The sequence below is a fragment of the Methylobacterium sp. GXF4 genome, assembly GCF_000272495.1.
Taxonomy (GTDB): domain Bacteria; phylum Pseudomonadota; class Alphaproteobacteria; order Rhizobiales; family Beijerinckiaceae; genus Methylobacterium; species Methylobacterium brachiatum.
Genome location: NZ_AKFK01000062.1, coordinates 1 through 20,156 on the forward strand (window position 1 = coordinate 1; position 20,156 = coordinate 20,156).

Annotated in this window: 19 protein-coding genes; 6 read left to right on the top strand and 13 right to left on the bottom strand. The window is 70.0% G+C overall.

Annotated elements, in window-relative coordinates:
- Positions 1 to 62 precede the first annotated feature (62 nt).
- The 8 genes from WYO_RS15670 to plsX all read right to left on the bottom strand — a co-directional run bounded on the left by WYO_RS15670 (position 63) and on the right by plsX (position 8,492).
- Positions 63 to 1,364 (bottom strand): YeaH/YhbH family protein, encoded by a 1,302-nt coding sequence (locus WYO_RS15670; protein ID WP_007564173.1) that lies wholly within the window; start codon positions 1,362 to 1,364, stop codon positions 63 to 65.
- Between the two features lie 256 nt (positions 1,365 to 1,620).
- Positions 1,621 to 3,573 carry a PrkA family serine protein kinase gene (locus tag WYO_RS15675; protein ID WP_007564175.1) on the bottom strand — a complete coding sequence of 651 codons (1,953 nt, stop codon included), beginning with the start codon at positions 3,571 to 3,573 and terminating at the stop codon, positions 1,621 to 1,623.
- Positions 3,574 to 3,801: 228 nt separating this feature from the next.
- The gene (locus tag WYO_RS15680) at positions 3,802 to 4,257 is read right to left on the bottom strand and encodes a hypothetical protein (protein ID WP_007564177.1); all 456 of its coding nucleotides are present in this window, start codon (positions 4,255 to 4,257) and stop codon (positions 3,802 to 3,804) included.
- A gap of 170 nt (positions 4,258 to 4,427) precedes the next feature.
- Positions 4,428 to 4,847, bottom strand: coding sequence for a hypothetical protein (locus WYO_RS15685; protein ID WP_007564179.1), 420 nt, complete (start codon positions 4,845 to 4,847; stop codon positions 4,428 to 4,430).
- A gap of 97 nt (positions 4,848 to 4,944) precedes the next feature.
- Entirely contained in the window at positions 4,945 to 5,424 is a 480-nt protein-coding gene (locus WYO_RS15690; RefSeq protein WP_007564181.1) for a MerR family transcriptional regulator, read from the bottom strand.
- Between the two features lie 180 nt (positions 5,425 to 5,604).
- On the bottom strand, positions 5,605 to 5,976 hold the full coding sequence (locus WYO_RS15695; RefSeq protein WP_328505091.1) for an integration host factor subunit alpha: 372 nt from the start codon (positions 5,974 to 5,976) through the stop codon (positions 5,605 to 5,607).
- A 113-nt stretch (positions 5,977 to 6,089) separates the two neighbouring features.
- Positions 6,090 to 7,082: a beta-ketoacyl-ACP synthase III gene (locus WYO_RS15700; protein WP_007564186.1), complete on the bottom strand. Its 993-nt coding sequence runs from the start codon at positions 7,080 to 7,082 to the stop codon at positions 6,090 to 6,092.
- 375 nt (positions 7,083 to 7,457) lie between these two features.
- The gene (plsX, locus tag WYO_RS15705) at positions 7,458 to 8,492 is read right to left on the bottom strand and encodes a phosphate acyltransferase PlsX (protein ID WP_007564188.1); all 1,035 of its coding nucleotides are present in this window, start codon (positions 8,490 to 8,492) and stop codon (positions 7,458 to 7,460) included.
- Between the two features lie 583 nt (positions 8,493 to 9,075).
- Here plsX and WYO_RS15710 point away from each other — a divergent pair.
- The 3 genes from WYO_RS15710 (at position 9,076) to WYO_RS15720 (ending at position 13,057) form a co-directional block, all read left to right on the top strand.
- Positions 9,076 to 10,167: an alkene reductase gene (locus WYO_RS15710; protein ID WP_007564190.1), complete on the top strand. Its 1,092-nt coding sequence runs from the start codon at positions 9,076 to 9,078 to the stop codon at positions 10,165 to 10,167.
- Between the two features lie 273 nt (positions 10,168 to 10,440).
- Entirely contained in the window at positions 10,441 to 12,393 is a 1,953-nt protein-coding gene (locus WYO_RS15715; RefSeq protein WP_244424190.1) for a PAS domain S-box protein, read from the top strand.
- A gap of 1 nt (position 12,394) precedes the next feature.
- Positions 12,395 to 13,057, top strand: a complete 663-nt coding sequence (locus tag WYO_RS15720) for an HAD hydrolase-like protein (RefSeq protein ID WP_007564195.1) — start codon at positions 12,395 to 12,397, stop codon at positions 13,055 to 13,057.
- 77 nt (positions 13,058 to 13,134) lie between these two features.
- Here WYO_RS15720 and bamE read toward each other — a convergent pair whose 3' ends face one another.
- Complete coding sequence (gene bamE, locus WYO_RS15725; protein WP_007564197.1) at positions 13,135 to 13,632, bottom strand: outer membrane protein assembly factor BamE; 498 nt, start codon at positions 13,630 to 13,632, stop codon at positions 13,135 to 13,137.
- Between the two features lie 188 nt (positions 13,633 to 13,820).
- Between bamE and WYO_RS15730 the strand changes: the two genes are divergently transcribed.
- Both WYO_RS15730 and WYO_RS15735 read left to right on the top strand, forming a co-directional pair.
- Positions 13,821 to 14,378, top strand: coding sequence for a ubiquinol-cytochrome C chaperone family protein (locus tag WYO_RS15730; protein ID WP_007564199.1), 558 nt, complete (start codon positions 13,821 to 13,823; stop codon positions 14,376 to 14,378).
- Positions 14,375 to 14,890 carry a DUF177 domain-containing protein gene (locus tag WYO_RS15735; protein ID WP_007564201.1) on the top strand — a complete coding sequence of 172 codons (516 nt, stop codon included), beginning with the start codon at positions 14,375 to 14,377 and terminating at the stop codon, positions 14,888 to 14,890. The genes WYO_RS15730 and WYO_RS15735 overlap by 4 nt, the downstream gene beginning before the upstream one ends.
- Before the next feature lie 139 nt (positions 14,891 to 15,029).
- On the opposite strand, the gene WYO_RS15740 is transcribed toward WYO_RS15735, so the two are convergent.
- Positions 15,030 to 17,174 (bottom strand): sodium-translocating pyrophosphatase, encoded by a 2,145-nt coding sequence (locus WYO_RS15740; protein ID WP_007564202.1) that lies wholly within the window; start codon positions 17,172 to 17,174, stop codon positions 15,030 to 15,032.
- A 470-nt stretch (positions 17,175 to 17,644) separates the two neighbouring features.
- On the opposite strand from WYO_RS15740, the gene WYO_RS15745 reads away from it, so the two are divergent.
- Complete coding sequence (locus WYO_RS15745) at positions 17,645 to 18,046, top strand: hypothetical protein (protein ID WP_007564204.1); 402 nt, start codon at positions 17,645 to 17,647, stop codon at positions 18,044 to 18,046.
- Here the strand turns inward: WYO_RS15745 and thiL are convergent.
- From thiL to ribH, 3 genes are read right to left on the bottom strand one after another with little or no spacing between them, the layout of a single operon-like run.
- Positions 17,966 to 18,955, bottom strand: a complete 990-nt coding sequence (gene thiL, locus WYO_RS15750) for a thiamine-phosphate kinase (protein WP_007564206.1) — start codon at positions 18,953 to 18,955, stop codon at positions 17,966 to 17,968. The genes WYO_RS15745 and thiL overlap by 81 nt on opposite strands.
- A gap of 3 nt (positions 18,956 to 18,958) precedes the next feature.
- Complete coding sequence (gene nusB / locus WYO_RS15755) at positions 18,959 to 19,552, bottom strand: transcription antitermination factor NusB (RefSeq protein WP_007564211.1); 594 nt, start codon at positions 19,550 to 19,552, stop codon at positions 18,959 to 18,961.
- An 11-nt stretch (positions 19,553 to 19,563) separates the two neighbouring features.
- The gene (ribH, locus tag WYO_RS15760) at positions 19,564 to 20,052 is read right to left on the bottom strand and encodes a 6,7-dimethyl-8-ribityllumazine synthase (protein ID WP_007564213.1); all 489 of its coding nucleotides are present in this window, start codon (positions 20,050 to 20,052) and stop codon (positions 19,564 to 19,566) included.
- Positions 20,053 to 20,156 lie beyond the last annotated feature (104 nt).

Genomic DNA, 20,156 nt, shown 5'->3' on the forward strand with positions numbered 1-20,156 from the left:
GGCCGGCCCACCCTCCCCCGCAGAGGGGGGAGGGAGAGGCGCGTGTCGGCGACCTCATGATCTCACGCCTCCGCCTCGGCCCGGGCGTCCTTGCGGCCGAACAGCTCGCGGAAGACCGGGTAGATCTCCCGGCGGTGGTTGACCTTGCGCATGGCGATCGGGCCGCCGGCCTTGGCGATGGCCTCGTAGGTCCGCCACAGGGTGGTGCGATGCTCCACGAACCCGGCCCGGGGGCCGTTCTCGTCGCCGACCTCGAGATAGGCGAAGTGCTGGCAGGCCGGCAGGATGTGGGCGCGCAGCAACTCCGTCGAGGTCGGGCCGTCGGAGGAGACGTTGTCGCCGTCCGAGGCCTGGGCGGCGTAGATGTTCCAGTCGTTGGGGTCGTAGCGCTCGGCGATGACCCGCTTCATCTCGACCAGCGCCGAGGAGACCAGGGTGCCGCCGGTCTCCCTTGAGCCGAAGAAGGTCTCCTCGTCCACCTCGGTGGCCCGGTCGGTGTGGCGGATGAACACGATCTCCACGTGCCGGTAGCGGCGAGTCAGGAAGATGTGCAGCAGGATGTAGAACCGCTTGGCGAGGTCCTTCATGTGCTCGGTCATCGAGCCGGACACGTCCATCAGGCAGAACATCACCGCCTGGGCGATCGGCCGCGGATAGGGCTCGAACCGGCGGAAGCGCAGGTCGATCGGGTCGACATAGGGGATGCGCTTGGCGCGCTCGCGCAGCTTGAGCAGGGATTGCTCCAGGTCCGGGCGGCCCGGATCCGACTCGCGCATCGCGGCGAGCTGCGCCTCCAGCGCCGCGACCTCCTCGGGCTTCGGGCGCTTGAGGGCGATCCGCCGCGACATCGAGTTGCGCAAGGTTCGGGTCAGGGCGAGGTTGGCCGGCGAGCCGGTCACCGTGTAGCCCGCGCGGCGCAGCCCCTCGGTCTCGACCACGGCGAGGCGCCGCTTGGCGAGATCCGGAAGCTCCAGATCCTCCAAGAAAAGCTCCAGGAACTCCTCGCGGGTGAGCACGAAGCGGAACGCGTCCTCGCTGTTCTCGCCGCCCTCCCCGCCCTCGCCGGAGCCGCGGCCGCCACCGCCGCCCGGGGGCCGCTCGATCGTGTCCCCCTCCACGTAGGTCTTGTTGCCCGGCAGGATGTGGTCCTGCAGGCCGGTGCCGGGCTGGCGGGAGAACCGGGGTTCGCGCACGCCATCGACGGGCACGCTCACCCGGCCGTCCTTGCCGAGATCCTTGATGTCCTTTTCGCGGGCGGATTCGCGTACGGCGCGCTGGGCCACGTCCTTCACGCGACGCAGGAAGCGCTGCCGGTTGGGGAGGCTCTTGCCCCCTGGATTCAGGCGTCGGTCGACGATGTGCATACGCTGCGAAAACCCTCGTCCCGCGTGCTCCGGCCGGTTCTAGCCTCCCGTTATACCATGCTGTCGTCCGAAAGAGGCTTCCCCCTTTCGCACAGTCTGGTCTAACGCGCCGCTGCCGCATGATGTGTTCGGAAAAGCGGGTTTTCCTTGTCCCACATCATGCTTGCGAGCCTCTCCGGCCGGTCGTCCGAAACTATGGCGGCGGAGGGTCGAAACTGGGCCGCCCGGGCTCGACCCCGGGCGGAGTCTTCGTCCCTCAGCCGGCCTGCTTCACCCGCATGTACCATTCCACCAGGCGGCGGACCTGCCGCTCGGTGTAGCCCCGGGCGACCATGCGCTCGACGAACTCGCCGTGCTTCTTCTCGGTGTCGCCGTCCTTCTTGGAGCCGAAGGAGATGACCGGCAGCAATTCCTCGACCTGGCTGAACATGCGCCGCTCGATGACCTCGCGCAGCTTCTCGTAGCTGGTCCAGCTCGGGTTGCGGCCGCCGTGCTGGGCCCGGGACCGCAGGGCGAACTTGACCACCTCGTTGCGGAAGTCCTTCGGGTTGGCGATCCCGGCGGGCTTCTCGATCTTCGTGAGCTCCTGGTTGAGGAGTTCCCGGTTCAGGAGCTGCCCGGTCTCGGCATCCTTGAAGTCCTGGTCCTCGATCCACGCATCAGCGTAGTCGATGTAGCGGTCGAACAGGTTCTGGCCGTAATCGTGGTACGATTCGAGATAGGCCTTCTGAATCTCGTGGCCGATGAACTCCGCGTAGCGCGGGGCCAGCTCGGTCTTGATGAATTCCAGGTACTTCTTCTCGGTCTCGGGCGGCAGCTGCTCCCGGCGGAGCGACTGCTCGAGCACGTACATCAGGTGCACCGGGTCGGCCGAGACCTCGGTGGTGTCGTGGTTGAAGGTCGCCGCCAGGACCTTGAAGGCGAAGCGGGTCGAGATCCCGTCCATGCCCTCGTCGACGCCGGCGGTGTCCTTGTATTCCTGCATCGAGCGGGCGCGGGGATCGACCTCGCGCAGCGATTCGCCGTCATAGACCCGCATCTTCGAGAACACGTTGGAATTGGCGTGCTCGCGCAGGCGCGACAGGACCGAGAACCGGGCCAGCATCTCCAGGGTGCCGGGGGCGCAGGCGGCGTCCGACAGCTCCGAGCTGGAGATCAGCTTCTCGTAGATGTGCTGCTCCTCCGTGACCCGGAGGCAGTACGGGACCTTGATCACGTAGATGCGATCGATGAAGGCCTCGTTGTTCTTGTTGGTCTTGAAGGTCTGCCACTCGGATTCGTTCGAGTGGGCCAGGATCACGCCGGTGAACGGGATCGCGCCGATATTCTCGGTGCCGACATAGTTGCCCTCCTGCGTCGCGGTGAGCAGCGGGTGCAGCATCTTGATCGGCGCCTTGAACATCTCGACGAATTCGAGAACGCCCTGGTTCGCCCGGTTGAGGCCGCCCGAGTAGGAATAGGCGTCGGGATCCGCCTGGGAGAGGGTCTCCAGCCGCCGGATATCGACCTTGCCGACGAGCGAGGAGATGTCCTGGTTGTTCTCGTCGCCCGGCTCGGTCTTGGCGATGGCGATCTGCCGCAGCCGCGAGGGCCGGACCTTGATCACCTTGAAGCGCGAGATGTCGCCGTTGAACTCGTCGAGGCGCTTGAGCGCCCAGGGGCTCATCAGGCCGGTGAGCCGGCGGCGCGGGATGCCGTAGCGCTTCTGGATCTCCTCGCCCATCGTGTCCGGCTCGAACAGGCCCAGCGGGCTCTCGAACACCGGCGAGACCTCGTCCCCGGCCTTGAGCACGTAGATCGGGTGGACCTCCATCAGCGCCTTCAGGCGCTCGGCAAGCGACGACTTGCCGCCGCCGACCGGGCCGAGCAGGTAGAGGATCTGCTTGCGCTCCTCCAGGCCCTGCGCGGCGTGGCGGAAGAACGAGACGATCCGCTCGATCGTCTCCTCCATGCCGTAGAATTCCCGGAAGGCCGGGTAGGTCCGGATCGTCCGGTTCATGAAGATCCGGCCGAGGCGGGAATCCTTGGCGGTGTCCACGAATTCCGGCTCGCCGATGGCCGCCAGGATGCGCTCGGCGGCCGAGGCGTACATCAGCGGCTCGTCGCGGCAGGCCTCGAGATACTCGGAGAGCGTCATCTCCGTATCGCGGCGGGCCTCGTACCCTCGGGCGAAGCTCTGGAAAAGGTCGTTCGTCGCATGCATCGACATTCGATAACCCTCTCAGACCCTGACAGCTTCATCCTGTCTCGGCTCGGATGCAACCGACAGGCCCGCTTTTGTCGCAGCGCGGCGAACGCGCAGCCGGCCTGTCGATTGCTTGCAACACTCATCTGGCCAAAACCGAGCCTAGACGTGCTCCAACGTTGATTTCAGTCTCCTTCGAGCGAGCATTTTAGGATGAAAAACTATGCACGCGCCAGGGTTTCCTGCCTCTGCTTAGAGATCCGTGCCTTCTTTCTTGGCATCCTCCCCGGATTTTGACCCAGTCGCCCCGACGGTGATCTTGATGTTCTGGGTCTGAACTTGGCCGTCGGCGCCCTTGACCTCGAAGGTCACCTCGTCGGAGCCGGTGAAGCCGTTGTTGGGCTGGTAGAACAGGGCCTGGACCGCGGCCTCCTTGTTGGGGCAGCGGTAGCTCGCCGGCGTCTTCAGCTTGCCGACCTTGGTGATCACCGAACCGTTCTTGGGCGCACCCGAGACCTTGAATTCCGGCATCGGGCCCGGCGTGCAATCCTTCTTGAGATTCGGGGCGATCTCGAGTCGCACGGTCTTGCCGGGCGCCACCGTCTTCGAGCGGGTCACGGTGGTCTGGGCGAAGGCCGGGACCAGCGCCGGACCTGCGAGGATCAGGCCGCTTGCGAGCAGCGTGGCGAGCGGGCGAAGGGCGGTCATGACGGCGTCTCTCCGGTGCCGATCCGGGGTCGGATTCCGGGCTCACGGCCGGGCGCCCCTTCCATCGGTCGAGAAGCATGTGGGGACGCCGGGCACGGCCGTCGAGGGTTTTGGGATCGCTGTCCCGTCCCGGACAGAGCCGGGACGCCGAATGTTTTCCGGAACCGATCCTAGTCCTGCAGCACCGCGGCGACCACGCCGGTGACCCGGGCGATCTGGGCGGCGTCGAACTCTCCGGCGAGGGCCACGGCGAGCCGCGCCTCGACCCGGGCGCGCTCGCCGGCATCGGCGATCGGAACCGGCGGAATCTGGTCCTCAGGCAGGCGGCAGACCCGGCGGATCGTCTCGGCGGCCGCCAGCAGCTTCTCCCGATCCGGCGGGCCCATCTCCCACAGGGGATTGCGCAGGCGGCTGATCACCCGCTTGGCGTCCCGGTACTCCCGGTCGATCGAGGTCGCGGCCTCGATCTGGCTGACGAGGAACATCAGCTCGAGGACCTCGGAGGCCGCATCCGGACAGGAGCGGACGATCCGCATGAGGCGGGCCATCAGCTCCTGGCTGGGCGACAGCTTGGATTTGGGCGCGGCCATGCGGGCGTCAACGCGGGCTCCGGCAGGAAAGTTCGCCCGTTCCGCAAGATGCGTGCGCGATGCACCTCACACGGCCTGCACGAGGCCGCGGCGAGACTCACACGTCCCGGTCGTAGGGCCGGCGCAGGGCGTCGAGCAGGGACCGGCAGGCGTGCAGATCCTCCAGCACGCCCAGCAGCGCCGCCCGGTCGGGGGTGTCGGCCCGGATCCCGGCATCGAGGCCGCCCTCGACCTCCTGGATCTGCGGCTCGGCGGCCTTGGCCTCGCCCCGGCCCACCGCCTGAACGAAGCGGATGCCGTTCTCCTTGAGCACCCGCTGGGCGCCCGCGATGGTGTAGCGCTGCACGTAGAGGAGCTGCCGGATGCCGGCGACCAGCTCGACATCCTGGGGCCGGTAATAGCGCCGGCCGCCCGCCCGCTTCACCGGGCGGATCTGGCCGAATCGGGTCTCCCAGAACCGCAGGACGTGCTGGGGCACGTCGAGCTCCTCGGAAACCTCGCTGATCGTGCGGAAGGCGCCGGCGCTCTTCTCGCCGATCGGTTCGAGCGGCGTGTCGGCGGCGAGGGCTGGGGGCATGGCTGTCTGACGATCGGCGGGGAGTGGACGATCTTGCCGGCCCGCGCGGCCGGGCTCAAGCCTTACCGAGGGTTGAAAGAATATTGTTTATCGTCTCGGAGCGACAGAAGCCCGATCCTCGCGCCTCCCTCCCCCCTCTACGGGCGACGGAGAGCGCGCCATCGCCGGAGAAACGGCCGCTCAGGCGTCCTCGTCGTGCTTGTCCAGCCCGTTGATCGCCTGGCCGTTGATCTTGGCCTTGAGCACATTGGAGGGCTTGAACACCATCACCTGGCGGGGCTCGATCGCGACCTCGACGCCGGTCTTGGGGTTGCGGCCGACGCGCTTGCCCTTGCTGCGCACCACGAAGGAGCCGAACGAGGACAGCTTGACCGTCTCGCCGGCGGCCAGGCAGGCGCAGATCTCCGACAGCACGGTCTCGACCAGCGCGGCGGATTCGGTCCGCGACAGGCCCACCTGGTGGTAGACGGCCTCGCTCAAGTCGGCGCGCGTCACCGTCTTGCCTGCCATGCCGTGTCCCCTCGCCCGCTCTTCTCTTCCGGCAGCCCACAGGGGCGGCGAACCTCGCCGCACCGTCAGCTGAAGGTGTATCCCTATGATCCGGCACGCTAATCGGCGCCCGCCGCCCGGTCAACCGCGGGGAGGCGTGGAATCGCCCCGGCCGCTCACCAGCGGATCAGCGCCGCGCCCCAGCTGAACCCGCCGCCGATCGCCTCGATCATCACGAGGTCGCCGGGCTGGATCCGGCCGTCCCGCCGGGCGACGTCGAGGGCCAGCGGAATCGAGGCGGCCGAGGTGTTGCCGTGGCGGTCGACGGTCAGCACGATCTTCTCCCGGGCGATGCCCAGCTTGTCGGCCGAGGCCTCGATGATCCGGCGGTTGGCCTGGTGGGGCACGAACCAGTCGAGGTCCTCCGCGGTCAGGCCGGCCTGCGCGAAGGCGTCGGCGATCACGTCGGTGACCTGCCCGACCGCGAACCGGAACACCTCGCGCCCCTCCATGCGCAGCCGCCCGGTGGTGCCGGTGGAGCCCGGCCCGCCATCGACGTAGAGCTTGTCCCGGTGCCGACCGTCGGAGCGCAGGCTGGCGCAGAGCACGCCCCGGTCGCCCGCATCGGCGCGCGCCTCCAGCACCACCGCCCCGGCGCCGTCGCCGAACAGCACGCAGGTTGTGCGGTCCTCCCAGTCGACGATGCGCGAGAAGGTCTCGGCGCCGATCACCAGGGCCCGGCGGGCCGAGCCGGTGGTCAGGAACTTGTCGGCGGTGGAGACCGCGAACACGAAGCCGGCGCAGACCGCCTGCAGGTCGAAGGCCGCCCCGTGATGGATGCCGAGCGCCGCCTGGATCTGGGTCGCGGTGGCCGGGAAGGTGTGGTCGGGGGTCGAGGTCGCGCAGATCACGAGGTCGATGTCGTCGGCGGTCAGGCCGGCATCGTCGAGGGCGGCCTGGGCGGCCCGGGCGCCGAGGACCGAGGTGGTCTCGCTCGCATCGGCGATGTGGCGCTGGCGGATGCCGGTGCGCTGGACGATCCACTCGTCCGAGGTGTCGACCCGCTCGGTCAGGGCGGCGTTGGTCACCACCTGGGCGGGCAGGCTCGACCCGGTTCCGACCACCACCGAGCGCAGCGCCTGCGGAGAATCTGTGCGGAGGGCTGACATCGTTTTCCTTCCCGGACGGTGGGCTTGGACATTCCCGCCGGCCGTCAACGCCTTGACCATGTTACGCGAATCGCCCTCCCCTCGCGGATCTGGGAGGCATACGCGGTCGTGTTTTGTTTGAACGCCCCAGACCGGATGGCGGGTCCGCCCCTGTGTCAGTCGGTTTGCGGTCGGATCGCCCGACCGACGATCCCATCCGTCATTGCGAGCGCAGCGAAGCAACCTAGGGATACGTCACCTTCGGGGATCGCCCGCTGCACCGGGTTGCTTCGCTGCGCTCGCCATGATGGGGACGGCGCTACGCGTCTCTTGAACGGAAGCTTCGTCAGGTGCGCTCGAAGAAGGCCCGTTTCCATCTCGTACTTCTGCGGACGCTCAAGCCGGCGCCAGGACCGCCGTCTGGTCGAGCATCTCGCGGATCGTGCGGATCATGTCCTGGCGGGCCATGTCGTGGGCCAGGTCGATCGCCGCGGCGAAGCCCTGCGCGTTCTCCGAGCCGTGGCTCTTGATCACGATGCCCTCCAGCCCGAGGAACACGCCGCCATTGGCGCGGCTCGGATTCATCTTGTCCTTCAGGGCCTTGAACGCCTGGCGGGCGAACAGCGCGCCGATCTTGGCCGCGAGCGTCCGTGTCATGGCCGAGCGCAGATAGCTGCCGATCTGCTTGGCCGTGCCCTCGGCGGTCTTGAGCGCGATGTTTCCCGTGAAACCTTCCGTGACGACCACGTCGACGGTGCCGCGCCCGAGATCCGTGCCCTCGACGAAGCCGTGATAGGTCAGCCCCGGGCTGTCCATCTCGCGCAAGAGCCGCGCGGCTTCCTTGACCGCCTCGTTGCCCTTCATCTCCTCGGTGCCGACGTTCAGCAGGCCGACGGTCGGCTTGTCGAGGTCGAACACGATGCGGGCCATGGCCGAGCCCATCACGGCCATCTCGACGAGGTGCTCTGCGTCGGTGCCGATGGTGGCGCCGACATCGAGCACGACGCTCTCGCCGCGCACGGTCGGCCACAGGCAGGCGATGGCCGGGCGCTCGATGCCCGACATGGTCTTCAGGCAGATCTTCGACATCGCCATGAGCGCGCCGGTGTTGCCGGCCGACACGCAGGCGTCGGCCTGCCCGTCGCGCACCGCCTGGATCGCCTGCCACATCGAGGACTTGCCCCGGCCCTGGCGCACCGCCTGGCTGGGCTTGTCATCCATGGCGACGGCCACGCTCGTGTGGCGGATCTCGACGCAATCCTTCAGCCGCGGCTCCTTGGCGACCAGCGGGGCGATCACCGCCTCGTCGCCGAACAGCAGGAAGGTCATGCCGGGATGGCGCTCACGGGCCAGCGCGGCGCCGGGCACGACGGTCGAGGGCCCGTGGTCGCCGCCCATGGCGTCGAGCGAGATGCACACGCGTTGGGACATGTCTTTGCGGGTCGCGGTCTCGGCAGGGGGAACGGCGGCGGGACGGACGAGAGCCGCCCGCCAAGCGCGGCGGACCATAGCGATACCGGCCCGCCGGGCAAATGAAATCGGGCCGGACGGGTCGGGCAATTGTTTCGGGGCGGGATCGGCTGGGGCTTTGCGGGGGGGTCCGGCCCCGGCGCGCCCCTCCACTCCCCTTATCCTGAGGCGCCCGCGCAGCGGGTCACCAGATGGCTATGGAGTCCCCGGACGGCTTCTTCGCGGCCTCCGCTACGCTCCGGCTTCTTAGAATGAGTCGGCGGATGGGACGTCCGGAATCCTATCGGCTTTCCAGACCGGCGTATGAGCCAGTCGGCCTTCGATATCACTCTATCGCATGGCGCGCTCGCCCTCGGCGTCCTCGATCCGCCGAGTCTCACCTGCTCATAGTTCCAAAACCTCAAGGATGATCCCACCCCCCTGAGACGTGCGCTCGCGCACGGACCGAGCCCCGGTGCTGCGCTGCACCCTGGCATCACCGCGCCGCGACGCCACCTCGGCGTTTGACTGACGGGCGGCGCCGCCGCACCAGCACGAGGTTTCCATGCCGTCCCTGCTAGACCCGATCCGCATCGGCGCCATCGAGGCGAAGAACCGGATCTTCATGGCCCCGCTCACCCGCGGCCGCGCCACCCGTGAGCATGTCCCGACCCCGCTCATGGTCGAATATTACGCCCAGCGCGCCGGCGCCGGCCTGATCCTCACCGAGGCCACCGGCATCTCCCAGGAAGGCCTGGGCTGGCCCTACGCGCCGGGCATCTGGTCCGACCAACAGGTCGATGCCTGGCGGCCGATCGTGAAGGCCGTGCACGATCGCGGCGGCAAGATCGTCTGCCAGATCTGGCATATGGGCCGCCTGGTCCATCCGGACTTCCTGGGGGGCGCCAAGCCGGTCTCGGCCTCGGCCACCACGGCCCCGGACCAGGCCCACACCTATTCCGGCAAGAAGCCCTATGCCGAGGCGCGGCCCCTGGAGGTCGCCGAGATCCCGCGGCTGCTCGCCGATTACGAGCGCGCCACCGCCAACGCCATCGCGGCCGGGTTCGACGGGGTGCAGATCCACGCCGCGAACGGCTACCTGATCGACGAGTTCCTGCGCGACGGCACCAACCACCGCACCGACCAGTATGGCGGCTCCATCGCCAACCGCGTGCGGCTGCTGCGCGAGGTGACCGAGGCGGTCGCGGGCGTCGCCGGGCCGGAACGCACCGGCGTGCGCCTGTCGCCCAACGGCGAAATCCAGGGCTGCAACGATTCGGATCCGGAGCCCCTGTTCGTGGCCGCCGCCCAGGCGCTGGCCGACAGCGGCATCGCCTTCCTGGAGATGCGCGAGCCCGGCCCCGACGGGACCTTCGGCAAGGCCGACCACCCGCCGATCGCCCCGGCGATGTGCAAGGTGTTCCGCAACCCGATGATCCTCAACGCCGATTACGACGGGATCAGCGGCCAGAAGGTGCTGGATGCCGGCGAGGCCGACGCGATCGCGTTCGGCCGGACCTATATCGCCAACCCGGACCTGGTCGAGCGCATCGCCAAGAGCGCGCCGCTCGCCAAGGACGAGGCCGCGACCTGGTACAGCCAGGGACCGAAGGGCTACACCGACTATCCGACCCTGGACGAAGCCCGGGCGGCCTGATCCGGGTCGACGCGGTACCGGAACCCGCGCGACGGGGTCCGGTACCGCGGTGATCGCGGAGCGGCGGTTTCCAAGGACGCGTCCTGCGCCGCCGTCGCCTCTCTGGCGCGCAGGGGCGGGAGCGGCCGCCACCTATGTCCCGGCGCGCCGGTGCTCGCAGTGTTTCACGCGCCCCGGCTCGATCCGGTCCGAGGCGCCGGTCTCGACGGTCGGATTACGCTGCCCTGCGCCCCGGAAACGGGACCGTGAAAACCTTAATCTGCGGCGATGCCTATGCAGCTGCCTGTCACGCGCCTATTTGAGCGCGAGACCATGGATGCGCCGCCCCCCAATACACGCGCGGATTTCGAACCGACCGACCGGCGCTGGAGCAGAGCGGACCGGCTCGCGGAACTGCACGACCTCGCCATCCTCGATAGCGAGCCGGAGCCGCTCTACGACGACCTCGTCCGGATCGCCGCCCATGTCTGCCGGGCGCCGGTGGCCCTGGTCAGCCTGGTCGATGCCGAGCGGCAATGGTTCAAGTCGGAATTCGGCCTGGGCAAGCGCGAGCTGCCGATCAACTGCTCGGTCTGCGCCCACACGATCGAGGCCGGCGAAAGCCTGATCATCCCGGATCTCGCCGACGACCCGCGGACCATCGACAACCCGCTGGTGACCGGCGGCCCGGGCTTCCGCTTCTACGCCGGGGCGGTGATCCGGGGCACGCAGGGCATCCCGCTCGGGGCGCTCTGCGTCCTCGACCGGACGCCGCGGCCCGAGGGGCTCGACGCCGCCCAGACCGCGACCCTGACCGCCCTGGCCCGCCAGATCTCGACGCTGCTGGAATATCGGCGGACCCACGCCCAGGTCGCCGCCCGGGAGGCCGAACTCGCCGCCAGCGAGCGCCGCTTCCGGGTCATGACCGCGGCGATGCCCCAGATGGTCTGGACCACCCTGCCGGACGGGTTCCACGACTATTACAACGACCGCTGGTACGAATTCACCGGCATGCCCTACGGCTCGACCGACGGCGAGGGCTGGAACGACGTGTTCCACCCGGACGACCAGGAGCGGGCCTGGACGCGCTGGCGCCACTCGCTGGAGACCGGCGAGCCCTACGAGATCGAGTACCGCCTGCGCCATCGCGACGGCGCCTACCGGTGGACGCTGGGCCGGGCCATGCCGATCCGCGACGCCGAGGGGCGGATCGAGCGCTGGTTCGGCACCTGCACTGACATCGACGACCTGAAGCGGGCCGAGGCCGAGGCGCGTAAGCTCGCCGCCATCGTGGAGGCCTCCAAGGATTTCATCGGCCTCTACACGCTGGGCGGCGCCGTCACGCATCTCAACGAGGCCGCCCTGGCGCTGGTCGGGCTGCCCGACCTCGCCGCCGCCCGCCGGCACCGGATGGAGGATTTCTTCTCCCCGGAGAGCCGCCGGGTCCTGGCCGAAACCGTGCTGCCGGCGGTGCAGCAGAAAGGCTACTGGGAGGGCGAGCTCGCCTTCCGGCATTTCGGCACGGGCGAGGCGGTCGCGGTCCTGTACAACATCTTCCCGGTGCGCGACCCGACCGGCGCCGAGATCGGCTATGCCACCGTCACCCGGGACCTGCGCGAGGCTAAGCGCGCCGAGGAGGCCCGCGACCTGCTGATCCGCGAGCTGTCGCACCGGATCAAGAACATCTTCGCCGTGGTCGGCGGCCTGGCGGCGCTCACCGCCCGCAGCGATCCCGCGGCCAAGCCGTTCGCCTCCGCCTTCCGGGAGCGGCTCGGCGCCCTGGCCCGGGCTCACGAATATGTCCGCCCGCATTCCCCCGACAGCGCCCCCGAGGTCGCGGGCCAGACCGTGCTCGGGCTGATGCGCCTGATCATGGCCGCCTACGAGGAGGGCGGCCGGGCTCGGGTGGCGATCTCCGGCGACGATGCCGAGATCGGCGAGCGCACCGCCACGGCGCTTGCGCTGATCATGCACGAGCAGGCCACCAACGCGATGAAGTATGGCGGGCTCTCCACCAAGGAGGGCGGCGTCAGCTTGAGCGGGCTGCGCGACGGCGAGCGCTACACCCTCACCTGGGCCGAGGCTGGCGGCCCCCCGGTGACGGGAAGACCCTCCCGCCAGGGGTTCGGCACTGTGCTGGCCGAGCGCAGCGTCGCCGGCCAGCTCGACGGCGTGCTGGAGCACGATTGGGCCCCGGAGGGCCTGCTGATGCGGCTCAGCATGCCGCTGGCGAATCTCCGCCACTGACATGGCGCGCCGCCCCGGCGAGGCCGGGCCCTCTCTCGTCGTGCTCGATTTCGACGGCACGCTCGCCGACAGCTTCGCCTGGTTCTGCTCGGTCCTGAACGGCGTCGCCGACCGCTACCGCTTCCGCCGGGTCGAGGCTCACGAGGTCGATGCGCTGCGGCTGCAGGGCGCCCGGGCGATCGTGGCCCATCTCGGCATCCCGCGCTGGAAGCTGCCCTTCATCGCCCGCCACATGCACGCGCTCGCCGCCCGCGACGCGGCCCAGATCACGCTGTTTTCCGGGGTGCCGGCGATGCTGGCCTGCGTGCAGGAGGCCGGGGTGCCGCTCGCGATCCTGTCGTCGAACCGCGCCGATACGGTCCGCCGGGTGCTCGGCCCCGAGAATGCGGGCCGGATCGACGCCTATGCCTGCGGCGCCTCGCTGTTCGGCAAGGCGCGGCGGCTCCGGGCCCTCCTGGCGCGCCGCGGCGTTCCGCCGGAGCGGGCCCTGTGCATCGGCGACGAGGTGCGGGATTTCGAGGCCGCGCGGGCGCTCGGCTGCCCGTTCGGGGCGGTGGCCTGGGGCTACACCGATGCCGGCGCGCTGGCGGCGCTCGGCCCGGACCATCTCTTCGCCGAGCCGGCCGAGATCACGGGCCTGCTGCGCGGGCCCGAACAGGCCTGAGACAGGTCGGGGTTTCAAAAGGTCCCCGACCTTTTGCGGGTGCAGGGCAGAGCCCTGCGGAAACCCCCGGCTTGTGTTCAGAGGCCGCGGTTGGCGCCCGGGACGACGCTGGTGCCCTTGCCGGTGCCGAACGGCTCGTAGCGGGTCAGGCCGCGGAACAGCTGGCTGAGGAAGGCCCGGTCGGCGCCGCTGGTCGGCGTGGTGCGCTCGATGAAGTCGAACACCCGGCCGTCCTGCAGGCCGTAGAGCGCCACGCGCTCGACCTTGAAGCCGGGGGTGAAGTAGACCGCCGTGACCTTCTGGTCCTCGACCTGCTCGCCCAGGAACATGATCGTCCGGCTGGTGTTCTGGGAGATGTAGTACCAGGACTTGTTGCCCACCGTGGAGACCGTCGACGGCGTGCCGAGGATCTGCAGCACCTGCTCGGGGCTCATGCCGGGCTTGATCGTGGCGAGCGCCGCCTGGTCGATCTGGTAGCCGTGGCGCAGCTCTTCGCCGACGCAGCCGGCGAGGCCGGCGCCCGTGAGGCCGAGCAGCGCGAGGCGCGCAAAGGACTGGACGAGACGGCGCCGCATCGGGCCCCCAGAGAGCGTGTTGACGGACGAGCGACGCAGGCCGCCGCCGGTCCATGTCTCCGACGGCGCTTGCGCCTTGGGCGTGGGTTGCCGTACCGCGGGGATATGGCTTTGACAAGGCAAGCTTGGCCACAGGGCCGGCCTACCCACCGCGGCCGCGGCCGGGTTTTCCCCTCTGCGAGGCACCGATGATCGCCGGGCTGTTCCGTCGCGACAACGCCCGGCGGCGGGCCGTCGAGGGGCTGCACACGGCCATCAGCGCGGCGGCGCGGCAGCCGGGCCTGTACACGCGGCTCGCCGTGCCCGACACGGTCGAGGGCCGGTTCGAGGCCCTGTGCCTGCACGTGATCCTGGTCCTGCGCCGGCTCAACCGGCTGCCGGCCCCCGCCGCCGACGTGGCGCAGGATCTGGTGAATTCGGTCTTCACCCAGCTCGACGCGTCTTTGCGCGAGCTCGGCGTCGGCGATATGGGCGTCGGCAAGCGGATGAAGAAGCTCGGCGCCGCCTTCTACGGCCGGGCCACGGGCTACGACGCGGCGCTGGATGGCGGCGACGCCGCCGCCCTCGCCGTCGTGCTCGCCCGCAACGTCCTCGGCGGGGAGGGTGACGCGGCGGGCCTCGCCGCCTACGTGCTGGCGGCCGACGCGGCGCTGGCGACGGAACACCTCGACGGGCTGCTCGCTGCCGGGCCGCCCTTCCCGGAGCCGGACGCCTTCGCGCCGGCCCCGACCGGAGACAGGATATGAGACACCGTACGGGCCCGGAGAGCGGGCCGCTCGCGCGCTGGGTCAATGTCGAGCGCCTGCCGCAGGGCCGGGGCGCCGTCACCGTCGAGGCGAGCCCGGCCGAATGCACGGCGCTCGCCGCCGACTTCAAGATTCCCGCCATCCGCGACCTCGTCGGGCGATTCGAGATCTCGGGCTCGACCAACCGGATGACCGTGACCGGCACGGTCGAGGCCGTGGTGACGCAGATCTGCACGGTCAGCCTGGAGCCGTTCGAGGGGCCGGTCCGCGAGCCGGTGGAGGTGGTGTTCACCGATACCGACCAACTCGCCGGCACGGACGCCGAGGATGTCGAGGTGCCCGATCCGCTGATCGGCGGCCGGATCGATTTCGGCGCGCTCACGGCCGAGTTCCTGGCGCTCGGCCTCGACCCCTATCCGCGCAAGCCCGGCATCGCCTTCGAGCCCGTGGTGGTCGGCGAGGATGCCGGTCCCTTCGACGCGCTGCGCCGGCTCCGCGACGGGGAGGGGTGAGGCGGGCCGATCCGCGCCGCGCTCGGGTCCCCGGGTTGGTGACGAGGGCGCGGGCGACGGTTTCACCCCCGCACCCCTCATCCTGAAGAGCCGAAGCACAGCGGACGCCTCGGAATTCAGGATGGGGGTGCGGGCGGGATCAATAATGCGCCAGCACCGCCAGCAGCAGCAGGGCGATGATGTTGGTGATCTTGATCGCCGGGTTCACCGCGGGGCCGGCCGTGTCCTTGTAGGGGTCGCCCACCGTGTCGCCGGTCACCGCGGCCTTGTGGGCGTCGGAGCCCTTGCCGCCGTGGTGGCCGTCCTCGATGTACTTCTTGGCGTTGTCCCAGGCGCCGCCGCCCGAGGTCATCGAGACCGCGACGTAGAGGCCGGTGAGGATCACGCCGAGCAGGCTCGCGCCCACCGTGGCGAAGGCCTGGCTCTTGCCGGCGATGAGCTGGATCACGAAGAACAGCACGATCGGCGACAAGACCGGCAGCAGCGAGGGGACGATCATCTCCTTGATCGCCGCCCGGGTCAGCATGTCGACCGCGCGGCCGTAATCCGGCCGGTCGGTGCCCTGCATGATCCCGGGCTTCTCCCGGAACTGGCGCCGGACCTCCTCGACCACCGCGCTCGCCGCCCGGCCGACCGCCGTCATGGCGATGCCGGCGAACAGGAACGGGATCAGGCCGCCGAGCAGCAGCCCGACCACCACGTAGGGGTTGGACAGGGAGAAATCGACGCTGACGCCCTGGAAGAACCGGTACTGCGTCGGGCTCGCATTGGCGATGAAGTAGTTCAGGTCGGACGTGTAGGCGGCAAACAGCACCAGGGCGCCGAGGCCGGCCGAGCCGATCGCGTAGCCCTTGGTCACCGCCTTGGTGGTGTTGCCGACCGCGTCGAGCGCGTCCGTGGACTTGCGGACGTCCGGGGGCAGGCCGGCCATCTCGGCGATGCCGCCGGCATTGTCGGTGACCGGCCCGAAGGCGTCGAGCGCCACGATGAAGCCCGCCAGCGCCAGCATGGCGGTGACCGCGATGGCGATGCCGAACAGGCCGGCCAGCGCGTGGGTGGCGATGATGCCGGCCACGATCACGATGGCCGGGAGCGCGGTGGATTCGAGCGAGATCGCCAGGCCCTGGATCACGTTGGTGCCGTGGCCGGTCACCGAGGCGTCGGCGATCGACTTCACCGGGCGGAAATTGGTGCCGGTGTAGTACTCGGTGATCACCACGATCAGCGCCGTGATGGCGAGCCCGATCACCGCGCAGCCGAACAGGCCGCCCGACGTGAAGGTCACGCCCGTCGAGGTGGTGAAGGCGGTGGAGAAGCCGCCCAGCAGGGTCAGGTTGACGATGGCGATCGCCGCCACCGAGAGCACGCCCGCGGTGATCAGCCCCTTATACAGGGCGCCCATGATCGACTGGTTGGCCCCGAGCCGCACCGCGTAGGTGCCGGCGATCGAGGTGACGATGCAGGCCGCCCCGATGGCCAGCGGATAGAGCATCATCGGCTCGAGCACCGCCCGGCCGCTGCCGGTGGGGCCGGAGAAGAAGATCGCGGCCAGCACCATGGTGGCCACGATGGTCACCGCGTAGGTCTCGAACAGGTCGGCGGCCATGCCGGCGCAATCGCCGACATTGTCGCCGACATTGTCCGCGATGGTGGCCGGATTGCGGGGATCGTCCTCCGGGATCCCGGCCTCGACCTTGCCGACGAGGTCGCCCCCGACATCCGCGCCCTTGGTGAAGATGCCGCCGCCGAGCCGGGCGAAGATCGAGATCAGCGAGGCTCCGAATCCGAGCGCCACCAGCGCGTCGATCACCTCGCGGCTCGACGGGTCGAGCCCGGCGCCGCGGGTGAGGTAGAGGTAGTAGAGAGCCACCCCCAGCAGGGCGAGGCCGGCCACCAGCATGCCGGTCACGGCGCCGGACTTGAACGCCATGTCGAGGCCGGCCCCCAGCGAGGTGGAGGAGGCCTGGGCGGTGCGGACATTGGCGCGCACCGAGACGTTCATGCCGATGAAGCCGGCCGCCCCCGACAGGACCGCGCCGATCAGGAAGCCGACCGCGACCTTGATCCCGAGGAACACCGCCAGCAGCACGAACAGCACCACGCCGACCAGGCCGATGGTGAGGTATTGCCGCTTCAGATAGGCCTGCGCGCCCTCCGCGATGGCGGCGGCGATCTCCTGCATGCGCTGGGTGCCGGCATCCCGCCGCATCACGTCGAGGATCGTGACGATGCCGTAGGCGACGGCACAGAGCCCGCCCACGATGATCAAGGTCAAAGGGATCATGCTCTCTACCGTCCTTGTTTTTATCGTGCCTGGCGGGGGCTTGTGATTGGTGTCGAGCTTGACCGCCCGGAGACGGTCATGGGACGTGGCGCTCGATTCGGGGCATTCCTTCCCAAAGGTTCGTCTTGGCGCGACCATTGCCGACAGGGTGACCGGTTCGGCGACGTGGACGCGTCTCGGCAGAGGATTAGAATCGGACCGATCATGGCGTGATCAATCCGACTCTAGTTGCCAAACTTCGCCGGTGAGCGCAAACGCCGCATCCGATGTTGTTGGCACTGCGGCATGCGAATGCTGCACTGCATTTATGAACAGCGCAGCTTTGCTGCGAAGGGACGTGGATCGCGCGGCCTCCTCTGTCGAGGGGATGGCTGCCGATGGGACCGGATTCGTCGCCGGATCGCGGGGCTTAACCCGCGGTTAACCATACGGCCTTCTACTTTCGGTTGTATAACCGGATGGGGCTGGACATGAGCAGCGACCAGGTCGCCAAGCTGGCGGCGACGATCGAGGTGTTGACCGGAGCGGTGCATTTCCTGATCGCCGAGCGGGTCGCGGCCCAGCCGGAAGCGATCCAGGGCGAACTGCTGCACATCCTGCAGCGGGCCCTCTCGACGCCGCCCCGCCCGGAGGAGGCGCTGACCGGCCGCTCCGCGCTGACGCCCGGCGACCTGGCCCTGTGGATGCCGATCGTGGCCGCCGGGATGATGGACGAGGTCCGCCGCCAGATCGGCCGCCAGCCCGAGGGCGTGACCCACATCGTCCTCGGCCGGACCAGCCCGGGCCCCGCCTCAGAAGTGGCTGAACGCCCCAGCCGCGAACACGCGCGCGGTGCCGTCGCCCATTTCGAAGCCGGGCGGGCCGTCGCCTGAGGTGACGGTGCCGATGGCGGTGAGCGGGATCCCGGCCTGCGCCGCCTCGGCGAGGAGGGCGTCGAGGGTTTCCGGGGCGACCGTGCAGAGAATTTCGTAATCGTCGCCGCCGGTCAGGATCGGCTCGATCAGGCCGGGCTCCGCGTCCCGCGCCCGGGCGGCGGCCTCCGAGAGCGGCACGGCCCCGATCCGGGCGGTCCGGCCGGCGCCCAGCATCTTGGCGAGGTCGCCGGCGAGCCCGTCCGACACGTCCATCGCGGCCGAGGCGTGACGGCGGATCGCTGCCGCCAAGGCGAGGCGCGGGCGCGGATGCAGGTAGCGGTCGGCCAGCAGCGCCTGCTGCGCCGGATCGAGGGAGGTCGCCCAGACCGCCTCCGGCTCCAGGCGCAGCCGCAGCCCGAGCGCGGCGTCGCCGATCGTGCCGCTGACGCAGATCCGGTCGCCGACCCGCGCGGTGCCGCGCCGGACGATGCCGCCGGACGGTACCTCGCCGAACGCGGTGACCCCGATCAAGGCCGGCCCGCCGGAGCGCACCGTGTCACCGCCCAGCAGCGGGCAGCCGGCCTCGGCCGCCGCCGCCCCGAGCCCCTCGGAGAAGCCCGCGAGCCAGGCCTCGGTCCAGTCGTCGGGCAGCGCCAGGGTCAGCAGGAAGCCGCGCGGCACCGCGCCCTTGGCGGCGATGTCGGACAGGTTCACCCCGAGCGCCTTGCGGGCGATCGAGTCCGGGGGATCGTCGGAGAAGTAGTGGATCCCGGCCACCACCGCGTCGGCGGTGACCACGAGATCGTGCCCGGGGGTCGGGGTCAGGGTCGCGGCATCGTCCCGCAGCCCGTCCGCCCCCGGCCCCGCCAGGGGGGCGAAGTAGCGGGCGATCAGCCCCTCCTCGGAGGCGCGATCCGGCCCGGTCACGGCTCAGGCCTTCTTGGGGGCGGGCTTTCCGGGGCCCGGCTTGCCGGCGGCCTTGCCGCCGCCTTTGGGCGCGCTGACCTCGCCCGGACGGACCTCCCGGGCGACCCGGTCGAGCACGGCGTTGACGAGGCCCGGCTCGTCGGCGGTGTAGAAGCTGTGGGCCACGTCGACATATTCCGAGATTGCGGCCGGGGCCGGCACGTCGGGCCGGAACAGGAGCTCGTAGGCCCCCGCCCGCAGGATCGCCCGCAGCACGATCTCGATCCGCCGCAGCGGCCAGCCCTGGGCCAAAGCCTGGTCGAGCTTCTGGTCGATCGCCCGCTGCTCCTCGACCGTGCCGCGCAGCAGGTCGCGGAAGAAGGCGGTCTCGGCCTTGGGATGCACGATCCCGTCCACCTCCTGGCCGATCCAGAAGGCCTCGAACTCGGCGAGCGCGTCGAGGACGCCCTTGCCGGAAATGTCCATCTCGTAGAGCGCCTGCACCACGGCGAGGCGCGCGCCGCTGCGCGGGCTGATGGCGCGGGCGGTCTCCTGGGCGGCGCTGTCGGCGCTGTCCGGGGTGGCGTCGTCCGGCCTGGTTTCGGTGGTCCCGGTCATGTCGGTTCTCGTTATCGAGGGCGCGCCGCCTCGGCCGCGCGCTTGAGGGCGAGCACCCCGAGCGCCGCCTCGGCCGCGCCGCCGCCCTTGTTCATCTCGGCGACCCGGGCGCGTTCCAGCGCCTGCGCCTCGGTCTCGACCGTGAGGATGCCGTTGCCGAGCGGCAGCCGGCGCTGGACCGAGAGGTCCATCAGGGCGCGGGCGCTCTCGCCGGCCACGATGTCGTAATGCCCGGTCTCGCCGCGGATGACGCAGCCCAGCGCCACCACGGCGTCGTACTCGTCCGCCAGGATCGCCACCGCGGCGGGGATCTCCAGGGCGCCCGGCACCGTGACCACGGTGGCGTGCGCGGCGAACGCCTCGATCACCGCGAGCGCGCCGGCCAGCAGCTCGTCGGCGAGCGCCTCGTAGTAGCGCGCCTCGACGACGAGGATGCGGGCGCCGGCGAGCGCCGGATCCGCGGGCATCGGCGCCGTGGCGGCGCGGGTATGGGCGACCATGGCTTCGTCCGGTCGGTTTTTCGGGGGTTGGCGGGGCGCCGCGCGTCGGGCGCCCACGGGATAGAGGGACGGTTAGACCGAAGCGGCCGGCGCGACAAGCGCCG